Here is a 16,570-nt window from a genome sequence, read left to right on the forward strand (position 1 = left end):
ATGACTGCCCGTCGTAACGTCCTGCTGTCCGCCGCGATCGTCGCGGGTCTGGGACTGGCTGCCTGCCACAAGAAAGACGAAGCACCCGCCGCCGATCCGAAGGCCGTTGCCGCAGCGCAGGCCGCCATCGCTTCGCCCGCATGGTTACGTCAGCACCTGCCCGCCCAGACCGTCGCCTATCTGCGAATTCCTTCGCCGTGGGGCATGCTCGGCGCGGTCCCGGCAGGACGCCCGCTGGATGCCGCCCTCTCGACGAAGGCGCACCTGGATGCGATCGCGAAGATCCGCGAAAGCATCGGCAAGGACAAACTGCTCGCCGACCTGAAAATCGCGCCGGTTGCGAATCTCCTGCTCAGCGACCTGCGGTCGCCGATCGAGGGCATCATCGTCGATCCCCTCGGCATCCCCTCTTTCACGTCGCGCGTGGTCGTCACAGCCGTGCTCGACTTCCCGTCGGTCGATGCGTTTAACGCGCGCCTCAAGAGCCTCGGCGGCGAAACCCCGCTACTCAAGGCGCCGCTCGACGCGCAAGGTAACGGACAACTCGCGTCCGACGGCGGAGCGTTGCATTACGACGTCACCACGCGCCGTCTTTGGGTGACAGGACACATGAAGGGGCTGGCCGCCGAGCAGCCCGGCATCGACGGAACCGCCCTGACCACGCTCATTGCCGACGTCGACAAGGCCACGGCCGCTACGGCACCGGCCAGCCTCTCGGCGCTCGAGCCACGCATAGACACCTCGGGCGAGGGCTTCTTCGGCTGGATCAGCATGCGCGGCATCGGCGCCGTTGCCGCGGCACAGGCCGGCGATTCCCCGCTGGGCCGGTTGCCGGCCGACTTCGCTTCCAAGGCGGACGCCGTGGCCTTCGGCGCAGGCACCGTCAATGGTCGCGGGCAGCTTCAGCTACTGGTGCACGCGCCTCAGGCCCGCCTGCTGCAGTACCTGTCGCCGACGTCCTTTGCGCCGACGGTAAAGAGCGTCGGCGCGCCCCATTGGGCCGTCACCCTGAATACGCCGACCGCCGAGACGTGGAAAGCCTTCGAAGGCAATCTCAATCTCGACTTCGGAGCGGAAGGCGCGAAGGCATTCCACGAAAGCGTCGACCGCCTCTCGAAGCGCTACCACTTCGATCCTGAGCGATACACGGCCTGGTTCGGCCCGGAGACGGTCGTCTTCGCCGACGATGCTGGCCTTTACTACGCTACACGCGTCCGCGACTGGAAGGGCTGGCACGAGCTGATTGACCAGAACAAGGGCAACGGCTGGAAAACCGGCACGGCGAAGGTCGACGGCGCCGAGGTGCACTGGCTGTCGATCCCAGGACAGGCCGCCACGAACCTGCCGCCGGACAGCGACCCGTCCATGCGTGCGTTCATGCAGATGGTCGATCGCTTCGGCGGCCGTACCTGGTGGACGGAAGAAGGCGACTGGGCTGTCTTTGCCAAAGTCCCTCAGGCCCTGTCCGATCGCGCGGCCGCCGGACCCGACACTTCGCTGGATGACTGGTTCAAGGCAAGGTCTTACCCGGGCCAGCGCACGGTGGCGGGCTTCACCGCGACCACCCATGGAGCCCAGCGCGACGCCTACTATCTGTATCTGTCGCTCCTGCAGTTCGTCGCGGGGGCCACCGGTTCCGATGCCGACATCAGCACCCTGCCATCGGCTCACACACTTGGCCTTCCGGACCAGGGCGTTCTGGGCGCGGCGCTCGAAGCCGACAAGGACACTCTGGGCTTCTCGCTCACCTACGAGCACTCCCCCGTCGAGCTAGTCGGTGAAGGTGGCGGCGTCACGGTCATCGCCGGCACCGCCATCCTCGCCGCCATCGCCGTCCCCCAGTATCAGGAGTACACGCTGCGCAGCCAGGTGGCCGGCGCCCTGTCCGCCGCCGACCCGGTCAAGACCGCCGTGGCCGAGCACCGCCTGACCACGGGGAAGTTTCCCGCCAGCAACAAGGCGGCTGGCCTGGACGATGGGGAAGCCCTCGGTAACGACTACGTCAGCTCGGTCGAGGTCGGACAGGGTGGCGAAATCACCGTCAACCTCGACGGCGAAGCCCCGCACAAGGCCGATGCCAAGCTCGACGGCGGCCAGCTGATCCTGCTGCCCAGGGTCGAAGGCGGCCAGGTCGGCTGGACCTGCTCGGGCGAAGGCATCGACGAAAAATACCTGCCGGCAAGCTGTCGGGACGCGTTGCCGGGGCTCTGAAACCGGTCTGCCGGGCGGGGTTCCTGAACGGAGCCTCGCCCGTCATGCGAAAGTCGTCAATTTCCTTTATAATCGGCGGCTTCCCAAACCAAAGAGGCGATCCGGCTTTACGCCGGCGCATAACGCATGTCGATCGAATTCCTGCGCAACATCGCCATCGTCGCTCACGTCGACCATGGCAAGACCACCCTCGTCGACCAGCTTCTGAAGCAGTCGGGCACGCTCAACGAGCGTACCGTGCTCGCCGAGCGCGTCATGGATTCGAACGACCAGGAAAAGGAACGTGGCATCACGATCCTGGCCAAGAACACGGCCATCACCTGGGAAGACAAGAAGACGGGCGTCAAGAACCGCATCAACATCGTCGACACCCCGGGACACGCCGACTTCGGTGGCGAAGTCGAGCGCGTGCTGTCGATGGTCGACACCGTGCTGATCCTGGTCGACGCGATGGACGGCCCGATGCCGCAGACGCGCTTCGTCACCCAGAAGGCCTTCGCGATGGGCTTCAAGCCCATCGTCGTCGTCAACAAGGTCGACCGCCCCGCCGCCCGTACGGAATGGGTCGTCGAGCAGGTCTGGGACCTGTTCGCCAAGCTCGGCGCCACCGATGAGCAGATGGACTTCCCGATCGTTTACGCATCGGCGCTCAACGGTTATGCCTCGCTCGACGAGAACGCCCGCGAAGGTGACATGACCCCGCTGTACGAAGCGATCATGCAGCACGCGCCGCGGCCGGACGTCGATCCGGAAGGCCCCTTCCAGATGCGCATCAGCCAGCTGGACTACAACAACTTCGTCGGCGTGATCGGCATCGGTCGCGTGCAGCGCGGCACCCTGAAGAAGGGCATGCAGGTCGCCGTCATCGATCGCGAAGGCAAGAAGCGTCAGGGCAAGATCGTCCAGGTGCTGGGCTTCCTGGGCCTCGAGCGTATCGAGCAGGACAGTGCCGAAGCCGGCGACATCGTCGCCATCTCGGGCATTCCCGACCTGACCATTTCCGACACGCTGACCGCGCCGGATACGCCGGAAGCGCTGCCCGCGCTGAGCGTCGACGAGCCGATGATCAGCATGACCTTCCAGGTCAACAACTCGCCGTTCGTCGGCAACAAGGACCTGTCGGGCGGCAAGTTCCTGACCAGCCGTCAGCTGCGTGAGCGCCTGGATCGCGAGAAGGTGCACAACGTCGCCCTCCGCGTCGAAGACGGCTCCGACGCCGACAAGTTCCTGGTCTCGGGCCGCGGCGAACTGCATCTTTCGGTGCTGATCGAAAACATGCGTCGCGAAGGCTACGAGCTGGCCGTGTCGCGTCCGGAAGTCATCCTCAAGGAAATCGACGGCCAGAAGATGGAGCCGATCGAAGAACTGGTGATCGACATCGAAGAGATCCACCAGGGCGGCGTGATGGAGCGCCTGGGCATCCGCAAGGGTGAACTGAAGAACATGGTGTCGGACGGTAACGGTCGCGTGCGTCTCGAGTACGAGATTCCCGCCCGTGGCCTGATCGGCTTCCAGAACCAGTTCAAGACCCTGACCCAGGGCTCGGGCCTGCTGTTCCATGTGTTCAAGCACTACGGTCCGTACACCCCGGCTCCCATCGCCAAGCGCCAGAACGGTGTGATGATCGCAAATGCCGGCGGCAACACTCCGGCCTACTCGCTTGGGCCCCTCCAGGAGCGCGGCAAGCTGTTCGCCGCCGAAGGTGACGCGGTGTACGAAGGCCAGCTCATCGGTATCCATGCGAAGGACAACGACCTCACCGTCAACGCGATCAAGCCGAAGCCGCTGACCAACATGCGCGCCTCCGGTAAGGACGATGCGATCCAGCTGACCCCGGCGACCAAGTTCACGCTGGAGCAGGCCCTGGACTTCATCGACGACGACGAGCTGGTCGAAGTCACCCCGAAGGAAATCCGCATGCGGAAGAAGTTCCTGACGGAAGGCGATCGTAAGAAGGCGTCGCGCGGTTAATTGGGGCGACATCGCGATGTGAAAAAAGCCCGGCCATTACCGGGCTTTTTTTCGTTTACTCGTCTCGCTCGCGGACCAGCTTAAGCAGCAGGTCGATCTGCTCCTGCTGTCTCATCAGCATGCGCTCGAGCTGATCGGTACGCATCTGGTCGATCTTCTCGTGCAGGCCCATGATCTCGATCTCGGCCTTGAGGTTGACCTTGTAATCGTTGGCGGCGTCGAGACGGTCTTTCTCGGCCTGGCGGTTCTGACTCATCATGATCACGGGCGCCTGGATGGCGGCGAGCATCGAGAGCAGCAGGTTGAGGAAGATGTACGGGTAAGGATCGAACGGCGCGTGCAGGATCCACGAATTGAAGCCGGTCCATGACGCCAGGATCACGGCGAACACGATGATGAAGGTCCACGAACCGCCGAACCGCGACACCTTGTCGGCGAGGCGCTCGCCGAAGGTCATGTCTGAGCCGAAGACGTCATTGACGTTCTCGGCGACGAGCTTGCGCTGCATGAGGCGGTCGATGAGGCGGCGTTCGGCGTGGCCCAGGTCGTTCAGGCCCTTGGCGAACCAGTGCTGAGCGGCGTGTTCGTGAGGGTGTTCGTTAGCTGCCATCGAGGGCTCCTGGCGTGATGCGTTGACGGCACGGGGGTTCTTGCCGGGAAAGCTATCACGGTGGGGGCTTGAGGCGATGAGGGTCGCGACCAGGGTCGCTCCTACACAACCGTCGATCGCTAGCGGCGTACGTTCGCCAGCTTGCTGGCGAAGGGGGGCGATGCGGCGTCGACAGCGCGGAGCTCACTCTCGAGTTCGCCGCGGAGGCGCGGCAGATACTCCGGAAATTCACGCCTGACGAAGGCGATCAGCCCCTCACGCACCTTGCAACGCAGGTCGAACGACTTGCCCGAGTTCGATGAACTGACCAATGCACGCAATTGCATCGCCTTGTCACTGGCATCGACGACCTGCAGCACGATGACACGACCGTCCCATTCATTCGCGTCCTTGCAGATGCGCTGCAACTCGTCGCGGAGGGGGTCCAGCGGGATGCCGTAATCGAACCAGAGCATGACCGAACCCAGGATCTGCGAGCTGGTCCGCGTCCAGTTCTGGAACGGGTTTTCGATGAAATACTGCAGCGGCACAATCATCCGCCGCTCGTCCCAGATGGCCACCACGACATACGTGCTCGTAATTTCTTCGATCCTGCCCCACTCCCCTTCGACAATCACCACATCGTCGATACGGATCGGCTGGGTCAGCGCGATCTGGATGCCGGCGATCAGGTTGCCGAGCACCGGCTTGGCGGCGAGACCCACCGCCAGCCCCGCCAGACCCGCCGACGCCAGGAGGCTGGCCCCGAACTGGCGCACGACCGGGAACGTCATCAGGGCAACGCCGAGGCCGAGGACGATGACGACGACCATGCCCGTGCGGGACAGCACGCGCACCTGGGTCTGCACGCGACGCGCGCGGAGGTTGTCCTCGAGATCGATAGGGTTGAAGCGCGATACGGTGGCTTCCAGCGCGCCGATGCAGCGGACCAGAAACCACGTGCAGGCCCCGATGAGCAAGACCGCGATGACATGCTCCATGCCGTCGATCAGGCGCGCGGGCTCGTCGGGCGCCCCGCGGAAGGCCAGCAGCAGCATCGCCAGCGGCACGATCACATCCATAGGCGCCTTGGCCCGGGCGATGATGCTCGCCCCACGCGGATGGCGGAGGGCGAAGCGACGCAGCACCATGTCGACGGCGCGGCGAAGGAGACCCGCGACCGCCAGCGCGACCACGACGGTCAGCGCGAAACGTGTCCACGGATGCGAGAGATCGGGCATCCAGTCGGAGAAGTTCATGGGAGCCCAGCCTAAGCCCCCGGATGTCCACGTTTTGTTGTGACGCAGCAATGTAAAGGTAAAGTAGCGAAATGACCGCCGCCGACAACCCTGCTTTCGTGCTCCCCGATGTCCTGGAACCGGGGCTCGCTCTGGTGTTCTGTGGCACCGCCGCGGGTACGCGGTCGGCACGGGAGCATGCCTATTACGCGCATCCGGGCAACATGTTCTGGCGCACGGTGCACGCGGTCGGTCTGACGCCGCGCCTCCTCGCACCGTCCGAATATCCGTCGATGCCGGGCTTCGGTATCGGCCTGACCGACCTGTCGAAATTTCACTTCGGCAACGACAACGAGCTGCCGCGGGAGGCTTTCGATATCGACGCGCTGCGTGCCAAGGTCCTTCGCTTCGCTCCCCGCGTACTTGCCTTTACCAGCAAGCATGCCGGACGCCATGCACTCGGCAGGCAGGCGACCTACGGGCGACAGCCAACGAACATCGGCGACACCATGGTGTTCGTCTTGCCTTCGCCCTCCGGACAGGCCCGCCGCTCCTGGGACGTCGGTCTGTGGCAGGAGCTGGCGGACGTCGTGCGTGCTCAGCCGCCCGGCGTCGACTTGTAAGCGCGCACGTCATTCGGCGACACCGAAGCCGCTTTGTTCGACCAGGCCTGGCGGATATAGGTCACCACCGCGGCGGCGTCATCGTCGCTGAGCTTCTGCGAGAATGGTGGCATCGAATACGGGCGTGGATTGTCGCGCGTCGCCGGAGCGAATCCACCGCTCAGCACCATGCGGATCGCATTGATACCCGTAGGTTCGGTCACCGAAGCGTTAAGGTCGAGCGGCGGGTACGCATCGCCCTTGCCATGACCGTCGACGCCATGACAGTCCGCGCATTGTTCGACGTAGACCTTCTGACCGGTGCGTGCGAGATCGCGAGCGTTGGCGGACGACTCGCGTTGCGCGGGAGGATCGCGTTCCGGCAATGACCTGAGGTAGGTCGCCATCGCGGCGAGGTCGTCGTCGGTCAGGTGCTGCGTACTCTGCAGAACCACCTCCGCCATGGGTCCGAACGCCGTACCTTTCGCTGAGCGTCCGGTCTTCAGCAGCGCGACCACATCGGCTTCGCTCCATCCCGCCAGCCCGCCGTTGGGGCCCATCGACAGATCCGGCGCGTACCAGTTCTGTACCGGAATGATGCCTCCGGCAAGATACGGCTCCGACACCATCGCGCCGAACGCGTTGCGGTTCGCGTGACACTCGTTGCAATGGCCAAGGCCCTGCACCAGATAAGCGCCGCGGTTCCACGCGGCGGACCGCTTCGGGTCATGGACGAACTCGCCTTCGTCGAAATACAACAGCCGCCACGAAGCGATCAGCGACCGCATGCTGTAAGGCCAGCGCAACATCGGCTCGATGGAAGCGCGCTTCACCGGCGGCAGCGATTTCAGGTAAGCGAAGATGGCATCGGTGTCGGCACGCGTGACCTTCGTATACGACGTGAAGGGGAAGACAGGATAAAACGAGCGGTCGTCGTGCCCCTTCCCGTTGTGCATCGCACGGTAGAAATCGTCCGCGCTCCACGCACCGAGGCCGGTGTCCCGGTCGGGCGTGAGGTTGGGTGCGGGGATCGCACCGAACGGCGTACCGATCACCCGTCCGCCTGAAAACGGCGCCCCGCCGCGCGTCGTGTGGCAAGAGGCGCAGTCACCGGCCAGGGTAAGGTAACGACCTCGTTCGACGAGGTCGCTGGCCGGGACGACGCCTGCCGCGAAAGCCAAGGCAAGAAAAGCGATGAGTCGGTTCGTCAGTGCCATCGACTCAGCCTCCGAGCACGCCGCAGCGCATGGGTGGGGTCACGCTTCCCGCCACCTCGGCATGCGCGTCCGCAGGGACCGGTCGGGTCGCCAGCCATGCCGACACCGCGCTGATATCGGCATCGCTGAGGCGACTGACGATCGTCGCCATGCAGTCGGGCGCGATGGTGTTGCGGGTATTCGTACGCCAGGCACCCAGCTGCGCGCTGATGTAGTCGTACGGCAGATTTACCAGCCCGGGAATATCGGGTTGCACGCCCGTGAGGTTGGCGCCGTGACACGCCATGCAGGCAGGCACGCCGCGCGCCGGGTCACCGCGCGTCACCAGCTCCTCCCCGCGTGCGGTCGCCTGGGGCGACATCGCGGGGGCCGGCTGCTTCGTATAAGGCACCTGCTGCGCGGCGAAGTAGTCGGCGATCTCGCGCATGTATTCGTCGCTCAGCGGAGCGACGGTGTACTCCATGATCGGGTAGTGACGCAGACCCTTCTGAAAATCCTGCATCTGCCGGTGCAGATAGCCCGCCGGCTTGCCGGCGAGTCGTGGGTTGAAGCCGTTGTCGCCACCCTCCCCGTGCACTCCGTGGCAGCTCGTGCATGCCGCGATGCGTTGCAGCAGCGTGTCGGGTACGGTCGGCGCGTCCTCCGCCCCGACGGATATGGCGAAACAGGCGATAGCGGCAGCGGCGAACCGGCTGAGGAGACGACGCATGGGCACTCCCTGGCTGACGAGGCATCGGGCCAGTATAGCCACGCGCGACTTGGGGTAGATTGGCCTCAGCCATCACCGTGTCGCCAGGGGGAAAAGACATATGCAGCATGTAGGGATCAGGCCGGCCGCGCTCGCCGCGGCGCTCGTACTCAGTTCGAGCTGCGGTGCAGCCAAAGCGCGCGACGCCGGTGACGATGACGCCTTCGCCTCCATCGCGACCCTGCGGCAAGCCTATGCCACGGGTGCGTTGACGCCGGCGGGCATGACCCGACTCTTCCTCCATCGTATCGAGACGCTCGACAAGGCCGGGCCGTCGATCAACGCCGTGCTCGAAGTCAATCCGGACGCACTGTCCATCGCCGGCAAGGCGCCGCGCAAAGGCTCGCTGGCGGGCATCCCGATCCTGCTGAAGGACAACATCGACACCGGCGACCGCATGCTCACCACGGCTGGCTCGCTGGCCCTGGCGACGAAGCCCGCGCCTCACGATTCCGCCGTGGCGGCGAAGCTGCGCAAGGTCGGTGCCGTGATCCTCGGCAAGACCAACCTCAGCGAATGGGCCAACATGCGCTCCAACCATGCGACCAGCGGATGGACCGGGCGCGGCGGCCTCACCCTCAACCCCTACGTCCTGGACCGCAACGCCTGCGGTTCCAGCGCGGGCTCAGGCGCCGCCGTCGCGGCAGGCCTCGCTACCGTGGCGATCGGCAGTGAGACCGACGGCTCGATCATCTGCCCTGCGTCGATGACGGGACTGGTCGGCATCAAGCCCACGGTAGGCCTCGTCAGCCGCACCGGCATCATCCCCATCTCCAGCAGCCAGGACACCGCGGGGCCGATGGCACGCAGCGTGGCCGACGCGGCCGCGGTACTCGGCGCTATTGCGGGCAGTGACCCGCGCGACCCCGCCACAAAGGATGCGGACAAGCACGCCACCGACTACACGAAGTTCCTCGATCCGAATGCGCTGCGTGGCAAGCGCATCGGCGTGGCGCGTCAGCTGGCGGGTATCGAGCCGAACGCGGATCGCGCGCTGGAACACACCATCGCGCTACTCAAAGCACAAGGCGCGACGGTGGTCGACAACGTCGAGATCCCTCACCTGAAGGAACTGAGCGAACACGAGATCGACGTACTGCTTTATGAGTTCAAACACGGGATCGACGCATATCTCGCCAGCCGGCCCGATCAGCCGATGACGAACCTCGCCGACCTCATCGCGTTCAACGATCGCGAAGCCGCGAAGGAGATGCCGTGGTTCGGGCAGGAACTGTTCCTGCAGGCGCAGGACAAGGGCGACATCACCGATCCGAAGTACATCGAGATGCGCGATCGCAACCAGCGTCTCGCGGGTCCGGAAGGCATCGATGCGGCATTGGCAAAAGACCACCTCGACGCCCTGCTCGCGCCGAGCTGGGGCCCGGCGTTCGTCAACGATCTGGTGCTTGGTGACCATGTGGTCAGCGGCGATCCTACCGTTGGCGGGGTTTCCGCTCCCGCGGCCATCGCCGGGTATCCGTCGATCACCCTGCCGGTGGAGTTCGCGCACGAGCTACCCGTGGGTGTCGTCTTCTTCGGCACGAAATGGAGCGAGCCGACGTTGATCGGCATCGCTTACGGCGTCGAGCAAAAAGCCCAGGCCTACCAGCGCCCGAAGTTCCTGCCGACGCTACCGATCAAGTAAGCCAGCAACCCTGCCGATGCCATGGCTCTGGAGGGAGCCAACCTTGTCGGCGATGGGCCCTGTCGCAAGCACCCATCGCCAGCAGGGCTGGCTCCTGCCGGAAGCGGCAGACGTCCGTCGTCAGAGACGCATGCCCTCGAACGGGCTCCAGTTGTCCTGACCCTTCACCCGCTTCAGGTAGTAGGCGTAGTTGGCGACCAGCATGTAGAACACGTTGAAACCCGTGCCGACGCCGCGGTAGAAACCATCGGGTGCATTGAAGATCATCAGCGCGATGATGATGGCGACTTCGAGACCGAGGATCACCAGGGCCTTCTTCCAGAGACCCAGAATGAAGAAGTAGATCGGCCCGAAGAAGAACGCGAAGAAGTTACCGTTGACGATGAGCTTCTGTCTGAAGGGAAGCTTCTTCAGCTCCGCCTTGTACTGCGGAGAACTGGGACCGCCGAAACGCTCGAAGAAAGCGAAGCGCGTATTCCACTTCGCGTTGAGGCTCGGGTCGCTGACAAATTCGGCTTCCGCCATGGTTTAACTCCTGATGGGATGCCGCGCGGGATGCGCGATCGCGGGATCTTACGCACGTAACGGCGTTACGTAACGATGCGATCGCGGTTCCGGTGCTCACAAAAAAAATAAGCCCGCACAGCAGTGCGGGCTTATCTGCGGGTACCGACGTCGCCTTACGGCTTGTTGGCGAACTCGCGGACGATCGGGGCGAGCTTCGGATCTTCCATCGCCATAGCCAGCGTCGCGCGAACGAGGCCCGCCTTGTTACCGCAGTCGTAGCGATCGCCGAAGAAACGATAGGCGAGCACCTTGCCTTCGTCCTTGAGGTAATTGGCGATCGCGTCGGTCAGCTGGACTTCGTTACCTGCGCCCGGGCGGGTGTTCTTCAGGTAATCGAAGATCTGCGGCGGCAGCACGTAACGGCCGACCACGCCCAGCGTCGACGGAGCGTCTTCCGGCTTCGGCTTTTCAACCATCGTCTTGATGATGGTGGTCCGGTCGTTGACCTTCTCCAGCGCATCCACGATGCCGTACTTGTCGGTGTCGGTGGCCGGAACATCTTCCACCGCGATGACGCCGGCCTTGTGCTCGAAAGCCGCCTCGGCCATCTGGCGAAGCGCACCCTTGCCACGCGACCAGATCAGATCGTCCGGCAGCACCACGCCGAAGTACTCGTCACCGACGACGGCCTGGGCACGCGCGACGGCGTCGCCCAGACCCAGAGCTTCGGGCTGGGTCACGAAGACGCAGCGTACGTGACGCGGAAGGATGCCGCGAAGGATTTCCAGCAGCTCATCCTTGTGCTTTTCGGCCAGCTTCTCTTCCAGCTCGTAAGCCTTGTCGAAGTAGTCCGCGATGGCGTGCTTGTAACGGTTGGTGACGAACACCAGCGTGTCGGCACCGGCGTCCACGGCCTCGTCCACGGCGTACTGGATCAACGGCCGATCGAGCACCGGCAGCATTTCCTTCGCCACCACCTTGGTCGCCGGGAGGAAGCGCGTACCGAGGCCAGCGACGGGAAATACGACCTTGCGCAGGGGTTGGGTCATGCGATGTCTCCACTTTCGTTGCGGCGTAGCGGCAGCACGTTGTCGCTCTGCGGCTCGCTCCAGCGGAACGAAGGCAACAGCTGCGACACGCACCGACGCAGGGTTTCTTCATCGAACGCCGCCACGGCCTCTTCGGCCCTGGCCAGCTGAACCTGAAGCATTTCCCACGAGACCTGGCGATGCTGCGCCTGAAAAATCTTCGCGTGGGTCGTGCTCGTATAATTCTCCAACGGGTGAAACAATTCTTCGAACAGCTTCTCACCCGAGCGAAGACCCGTATAAACAATCTGTATGTCAGAGCCGGGACGCTTGCCTGCCAGACGGATCATCTGTTCAGCCAGATCGCGGATCTTCACCGGGTCACCCATGTCGAGCGCGAAGATCTCGCCACCCTTGCCGAGGGTCGCCGCCTGAAGAATCAGCTGGCAGGCCTCGGGAATGGTCATGAAGTAGCGCGAGATCTCCGGGTGGGTGATCGTCACCGGACCACCCTGGCGAATCTGCCGGCGGAACAATGGGACCACCGAACCGGCGGAATCCAGAACATTACCGAAGCGAACCGTAATGAAACGTGTAGAGGTATGCGCCGCGAGGTTCTGGCACCAGATTTCCGCCATGCGTTTGCAGGCGCCCATCACCGACGTCGGATTGACCGCCTTGTCGGTGGAGATCAGCACGAACGATGCGGCACCACAGCGCACGGCGGCGTCGGCTACCACGCGTGTGCCGAGCACGTTGTTGCGGAACGCCTCGCGCAGCTGACCCTGCAACATGGGGACGTGCTTGTAGGCGGACGCGTGGAAGACGATCTGCGGCTGGGTTTCCTGAAACAGGCGATTGATCGCCGTGGCATCGCGGGCATCGGCCAGCACGCCGTTGAAGATCAGTTCCGGGTAGGCCGAGGTCAGCTCCTGGCCGATCCGATACAGGTTGTATTCGGACATCTCGACCACGGTCAGTGAGGCGGCGCCGAGGCGCGCGACCTGACGGCAAAGCTCCGAACCGATCGATCCGCCACCGCCGGTGACCAGCACACGACCGCCGCTGATGTTCTCGCGGATGGCCGTCCAGTCGAGTTCCACGGCGTCGCGGCCGAGAAGATCCTCGATGGCGACTTCCTTGATTTCGTTGAACTGGGCACGCCCGGCAACCACGTCCTCGAGGCGGGGCACCGTACGGAATGGCAGGCCGGTGCTTTCGCAGAAGGCGACGATGCGACGCATCTGCGCGGTCGTGGCGCCCGGTACCGCGATCAGCAGCATCTGGACCGCGACGGCCTTCGACAACTCGGCCAGCTGATCGACGGTGCCCAGCACCGGGATGCCGCCGATCTGCGCGCCGCGCAGGGCGAGGTTGTCGTCGACGAAGCCGATGACGCTGTAGCGGCTGTCGCGACGCAGATCGCGCGACAGCGCCTCACCCGCACGGTCGGCGCCCACGATCAGCACGCGCTTGGTCGGCGCCGACTGGAACAGGTCGATACGGCTGTCCTTCCAGAAGCGGTAGCTGAGGCGTGGGACGCCGAGCAGCACCACCAGCACGACCGGATAGACGAGCAGGACCGAGCGTGGCACGCCGTCGAGACGCGCGTACATGACCATGGCCAGGCCGATGATCAGGGCGCCGATGACGGTCGCGCGGATGATGTTCCAGAGATCGGGCAGACTGGCGAAGCGCCAGACGCCTTTATAAAGGCCTGTCCAGTTGAACACCGCACCCTGTACCAGCAACACGATGGGAAATTCCATCGGCAGGTACGAGACCGGTGCCAGATCCGGCATCAGCGCATAGCGCAGCGTTTTTGCAATCCACCAGGCGAGCGCCGCCATGGCCAGATCGTGCGCGACGACCGCCGTACGTGGATGAATGATGCCGATGAACTTACGCAGAAACATGTCGCTCCCTTCGACGCAAGCCGTAACGCTTGCCAGTACGCCAGACCGCTGCCCCCAACACGTATGTCGCCCCGAAACACACGGGCGCCACCGCCGGGTAGCGGAACGCGATCCATGCGACGGGAACGCAGACGAGAACGTTCCATGCGAGGTAGCACAGGGCTACCCTTCGATGTGACGAACCCCGCCTCACGAGCCACTGGTAAAGGTGTTCGCGGTGCGGAGTGTACCAGCGCGCACCGCGCAGCATTCGCACGAGCAGCGTCAAAGTCGCGTCGATGACGAACGCCGACGAGAAGATCAGCGCCGGCCAGAGCAGGTTCGTGCGCCAGGCCCAGAGCATGGCCGACAGGGCAAAGACCATGAGGCCGAGGGTGGCGCTGCCGACGTCCCCCATAAAAATACGGGCCGGCGACCGGTTGAAACACCAGAAGCCCAGCGATGCCGCGGCCATGGCCAACCCCGCACCGGCCATGGCCGGGCTGCCGGCCGACCAGGCAAGGGCGGCGGAGGCGGCACCGAAGAAGACGGCCTGCTGCGCGGCCAGGCCGTCGATGCCGTCCATGAAATTATGCAGATTGACGCACCAGACGCCCGCCAGCAGCAGGGGCAGCGCCCACCAGAGGCTCGCCGTGGATGACGCCACGGCCACGCACAGCAGCAGGGTCGCCGCCAGCTGAATCAACAGGCGCGGCTTGATCGGCAGTGAACCGTGATCGTCCAGCCAGCCAATGCCGGCGATGGCGATCGTCGCCACGGAAAAGGCGCCAACCGTCGCAGCCCCTGGCGAGACAGGCAACAAAAGCAGTCCTGCCGGCATGCCCGCCAGAGCGCCGAGCACGATCCCGATGCCGCCCCCGCGAGGGGTCGGGATGATGTGCGAGCGCCTGCGCCCCGGCTCGTCGAGCATGCCGCGTCGATGGGCATAGGCAATCGTGGCGCGGACCGAAGCGAAGGAGACGACGAACGCGGCCAGGACACAGGCGACGAGAGTCGGACCGATACTGAGGACGGGCGTCATTCGTTGGCGACGCCATGGATGGGCCTGACCGTACCCCAGCTCTTGCAGCTCGGGCACTGCCAATGATGGGCCTTGGCGCCGAAGCCGCAGCGGCTGCAGCGATACATCGCCTGCCCCTCGAGCAGCTTACGGGTGAGGTCGCGCAGGATCAGGTAGTTCTCGCGGGCCTCGCCGGAGACCTTATCCATGGTCGCGTCGATCAGCGCCATCAGGCCACGCACCGACGGACGCTTGCGCAGCTGCCCGGTCAGGAAGTCGATGGCCGTCCGTTCGCCGTCCCTGCCCTCGTACAAACGGGTGAGAGCCAGCACCGGTGAGATACCGTGATAGCGCTCCATGATCTCGCGCAGAAAGGTCTCGGCGCGGTCCATCTGCTGGGAACGCGCGTAGCAGTTGAGCAGCGGCGGCAGAATCTCGGGAACGAAGGCGATGTCGGCGGCGATGGCGGCTTCGTAGGAGCCGATGGCGCCCGGCAGATCGTCGTCCTCCGAAGAGAGACGACCCGCGATCATGTGCGCGCGGACGCAGTCGTTCTGGCACGCGAACGCTTCCCGGATGTACTCACGGGCCTCGGTACGGGCGCCATGCTGCCGCGACTGTTCGGCCAGCTCGCAGTAGAACTGCGCGATCATCGCCGACTCGTCTTCGCTCGTCATGGTTTCGAGCCGACGCGCGTGGTCGATGGCCTTATGCCATTCGCGCTCGTGCTGGTAGATCGCGATCAGATGCCGGAGGGCCGACGGTGCCAGCGCATCCATCGCGACCAGGTCGGAAAACAGGGTCTCAGCGCGATCCAGCAAGCCCGCCCGCATGTAGTCCTCACCCAGCTCGAGCAAGGCCACCGTCTTCATTTCGTCCGAAAGACCCTGCCGGGATACCAGGTGCTGGTGGAGACGAATCGCCCGATCCACCTCGCCGCGCTTGCGGAACAGGTTACCCAGCGCGAGATGGGTCTCGACCGTGTCCCGGTTGTATTCCGCCAGACGCAGAAACACTTCCAGCGCCTTGTCCTGCTCCTCGTTGAGAAGGTAGTTCAGGCCCCGGAAGTAATCGGAGGAAAGCTCATTGACTCGCTCGCCGGAGCGTCGCGTATGAGTACGCCGGGCAAACCACCAGCCGCTGGCGAAGGCCAGGGGCGGAACGAGCGCCAGCAACCAGATCGGATTCATGCGGTCGTCGCGCTGCCTACCTTGCGTTCCTTGCGCTCGCGACGGCGCAGGCGCCGATGGGCGAACGACGTGCCGAGCCAGGCGGTGAGTCCGCCCAGAATCCAGCCCACGAGCACGGCGGCGAGGATCGTGCCGCCCTTGGGCAGGGAGCCTCTGGCGAAGCCGAAATCGAAGGTCACGAGATCGGCGTTCAGCGCACCGAACACGACGCCCACGGCGACGAAAAGCAATAGGAAAAGTATGACAAGAAGGCGCATTCCCGGACTGTACCCGAATCGTGAACGCGATGGTGCGGCGCGGTTGGCCTTTCATACAGGTTGGCCGGACCGGAATGTCGTCCCCGATGGACGCCAGGCGGCACGACGAAGTCCGCCCTGCCCCGCGACCAAAAAAAACGCCGCGTCAGAGCGCGGCGTTGGTTTCCTCGACGAGGTTTACGCGTTCGCGCAATTCCTTGCCAGGCTTGAAATGTGGCACGTGCTTACCCGGTAGGGCAACCGCTTCGCCGGTCTTGGGGTTACGCCCCATGCGCGGCGGACGGAAGTGCAGCGCAAAGCTGCCGAAGCCGCGGATCTCGATGCGCTCACCCGTGGACAGGGCATGGCTCATCTGTTCGAGCACGCTCTTGACGGCGAGTTCCACGTCGCTGAACGCAAGGTGGGTCTGGCGCCGCGCCAGCGCCTCGATCAGTTCCGACTTTGTCATGGG

The 16,570-nt window shown here is 64.5% G+C and carries 15 protein-coding genes; 4 read left to right on the top strand and 11 right to left on the bottom strand.

Annotation, left to right across the window (positions count from 1 at the left end; genetic code table 11):
- Together BLT40_RS20590 and typA are read left to right on the top strand one after the other, a co-directional pair.
- Complete coding sequence (locus tag BLT40_RS20590; protein WP_255363962.1) at positions 1-2,211, top strand: pilin; 2,211 nt, start codon at positions 1-3, stop codon at positions 2,209-2,211.
- A gap of 126 nt (positions 2,212-2,337) precedes the next feature.
- Positions 2,338-4,182: a translational GTPase TypA gene (typA, locus tag BLT40_RS07070; RefSeq protein ID WP_036113947.1), complete on the top strand. Its 1,845-nt coding sequence runs from the start codon at positions 2,338-2,340 to the stop codon at positions 4,180-4,182.
- 55 nt (positions 4,183-4,237) lie between these two features.
- On the opposite strand, the gene BLT40_RS07075 is transcribed toward typA, so the two are convergent.
- Complete coding sequence (locus BLT40_RS07075; protein ID WP_090352460.1) at positions 4,238-4,792, bottom strand: DUF1003 domain-containing protein; 555 nt, start codon at positions 4,790-4,792, stop codon at positions 4,238-4,240.
- A 119-nt stretch (positions 4,793-4,911) separates the two neighbouring features.
- Positions 4,912-6,030: a mechanosensitive ion channel family protein gene (locus tag BLT40_RS07080; protein ID WP_255363963.1), complete on the bottom strand. Its 1,119-nt coding sequence runs from the start codon at positions 6,028-6,030 to the stop codon at positions 4,912-4,914.
- A 71-nt stretch (positions 6,031-6,101) separates the two neighbouring features.
- Here BLT40_RS07080 and BLT40_RS07085 point away from each other — a divergent pair, with 71 nt between their 5' ends.
- A complete protein-coding gene (locus tag BLT40_RS07085) occupies positions 6,102-6,632 on the top strand; it encodes a mismatch-specific DNA-glycosylase (RefSeq protein ID WP_079521483.1) in 531 nt (176 codons plus the stop codon).
- Here BLT40_RS07085 and BLT40_RS07090 read toward each other — a convergent pair.
- Entirely contained in the window at positions 6,608-7,828 is a 1,221-nt protein-coding gene (locus BLT40_RS07090) for a cytochrome c (RefSeq protein ID WP_090352461.1), read from the bottom strand. The two genes, BLT40_RS07085 and BLT40_RS07090, sit on opposite strands and share 25 nt — an antisense overlap.
- Positions 7,829-7,832: 4 nt before the next feature.
- Positions 7,833-8,537, bottom strand: a complete 705-nt coding sequence (locus BLT40_RS07095) for a c-type cytochrome (protein ID WP_090352462.1) — start codon at positions 8,535-8,537, stop codon at positions 7,833-7,835.
- 100 nt (positions 8,538-8,637) lie between these two features.
- On the opposite strand from BLT40_RS07095, the gene BLT40_RS07100 reads away from it, so the two are divergent.
- The gene (locus tag BLT40_RS07100; protein WP_090352463.1) at positions 8,638-10,221 is read left to right on the top strand and encodes an amidase; all 1,584 of its coding nucleotides are present in this window, start codon (positions 8,638-8,640) and stop codon (positions 10,219-10,221) included.
- A gap of 120 nt (positions 10,222-10,341) precedes the next feature.
- On the opposite strand, the gene BLT40_RS07105 is transcribed toward BLT40_RS07100, so the two are convergent.
- The 7 genes from BLT40_RS07105 to BLT40_RS07135 form a co-directional block, all read right to left on the bottom strand.
- Positions 10,342-10,746, bottom strand: a complete 405-nt coding sequence (locus tag BLT40_RS07105) for a DUF2628 domain-containing protein (RefSeq protein WP_036113966.1) — start codon at positions 10,744-10,746, stop codon at positions 10,342-10,344.
- A gap of 155 nt (positions 10,747-10,901) precedes the next feature.
- The gene (locus BLT40_RS07110; RefSeq protein WP_036113970.1) at positions 10,902-11,777 is read right to left on the bottom strand and encodes a UTP--glucose-1-phosphate uridylyltransferase; all 876 of its coding nucleotides are present in this window, start codon (positions 11,775-11,777) and stop codon (positions 10,902-10,904) included.
- Positions 11,774-13,672 carry a polysaccharide biosynthesis protein gene (locus tag BLT40_RS07115; RefSeq protein WP_036113973.1) on the bottom strand — a complete coding sequence of 633 codons (1,899 nt, stop codon included), beginning with the start codon at positions 13,670-13,672 and terminating at the stop codon, positions 11,774-11,776. Before BLT40_RS07115 ends, BLT40_RS07110 begins: the two co-directional genes overlap by 4 nt.
- Entirely contained in the window at positions 13,659-14,693 is a 1,035-nt protein-coding gene (locus tag BLT40_RS07120; RefSeq protein ID WP_079521486.1) for an MraY family glycosyltransferase, read from the bottom strand. The genes BLT40_RS07115 and BLT40_RS07120 overlap by 14 nt, the downstream gene beginning before the upstream one ends.
- Complete coding sequence (gene lapB / locus BLT40_RS07125; RefSeq protein ID WP_079521487.1) at positions 14,690-15,862, bottom strand: lipopolysaccharide assembly protein LapB; 1,173 nt, start codon at positions 15,860-15,862, stop codon at positions 14,690-14,692. The genes BLT40_RS07120 and lapB overlap by 4 nt, the downstream gene beginning before the upstream one ends.
- Positions 15,859-16,119, bottom strand: coding sequence for a lipopolysaccharide assembly protein LapA domain-containing protein (locus tag BLT40_RS07130; protein WP_043693444.1), 261 nt, complete (start codon positions 16,117-16,119; stop codon positions 15,859-15,861). Before BLT40_RS07130 ends, lapB begins: the two co-directional genes overlap by 4 nt.
- A 145-nt stretch (positions 16,120-16,264) precedes the next feature.
- Positions 16,265-16,567, bottom strand: coding sequence for an integration host factor subunit beta (locus tag BLT40_RS07135; RefSeq protein ID WP_036113981.1), 303 nt, complete (start codon positions 16,565-16,567; stop codon positions 16,265-16,267).
- Positions 16,568-16,570 lie beyond the last annotated feature (3 nt).

It is taken from the genome of Dyella sp. 333MFSha, assembly GCF_900102405.1.
Taxonomy (GTDB): domain Bacteria; phylum Pseudomonadota; class Gammaproteobacteria; order Xanthomonadales; family Rhodanobacteraceae; genus Luteibacter; species Luteibacter mycovicinus.

Coding starts and splice junctions, on each gene's coding strand:
- BLT40_RS07090 (WP_090352461.1), bottom strand. CDS start 7,828: ATGGCACTGACGAACCGACTCATCGCTTTTCTTGCCTTGGCTTTCGCG.
- BLT40_RS07135 (WP_036113981.1), bottom strand. CDS start 16,567: ATGACAAAGTCGGAACTGATCGAGGCGCTGGCGCGGCGCCAGACCCAC.
- BLT40_RS07085 (WP_079521483.1), top strand. CDS start 6,102: ATGACCGCCGCCGACAACCCTGCTTTCGTGCTCCCCGATGTCCTGGAA.
- BLT40_RS07115 (WP_036113973.1), bottom strand. CDS start 13,672: ATGTTTCTGCGTAAGTTCATCGGCATCATTCATCCACGTACGGCGGTC.
- lapB (WP_079521487.1), bottom strand. CDS start 15,862: ATGAATCCGATCTGGTTGCTGGCGCTCGTTCCGCCCCTGGCCTTCGCC.
- typA (WP_036113947.1), top strand. CDS start 2,338: ATGTCGATCGAATTCCTGCGCAACATCGCCATCGTCGCTCACGTCGAC.
- BLT40_RS07105 (WP_036113966.1), bottom strand. CDS start 10,746: ATGGCGGAAGCCGAATTTGTCAGCGACCCGAGCCTCAACGCGAAGTGG.
- BLT40_RS07095 (WP_090352462.1), bottom strand. CDS start 8,537: ATGCGTCGTCTCCTCAGCCGGTTCGCCGCTGCCGCTATCGCCTGTTTC.
- BLT40_RS07080 (WP_255363963.1), bottom strand. CDS start 6,030: ATGAACTTCTCCGACTGGATGCCCGATCTCTCGCATCCGTGGACACGT.
- BLT40_RS07120 (WP_079521486.1), bottom strand. CDS start 14,693: ATGACGCCCGTCCTCAGTATCGGTCCGACTCTCGTCGCCTGTGTCCTG.
- BLT40_RS07130 (WP_043693444.1), bottom strand. CDS start 16,119: ATGCGCCTTCTTGTCATACTTTTCCTATTGCTTTTCGTCGCCGTGGGC.
- BLT40_RS07110 (WP_036113970.1), bottom strand. CDS start 11,777: ATGACCCAACCCCTGCGCAAGGTCGTATTTCCCGTCGCTGGCCTCGGT.
- BLT40_RS07100 (WP_090352463.1), top strand. CDS start 8,638: ATGCAGCATGTAGGGATCAGGCCGGCCGCGCTCGCCGCGGCGCTCGTA.
- BLT40_RS20590 (WP_255363962.1), top strand. CDS start 1: ATGACTGCCCGTCGTAACGTCCTGCTGTCCGCCGCGATCGTCGCGGGT.
- BLT40_RS07075 (WP_090352460.1), bottom strand. CDS start 4,792: ATGGCAGCTAACGAACACCCTCACGAACACGCCGCTCAGCACTGGTTC.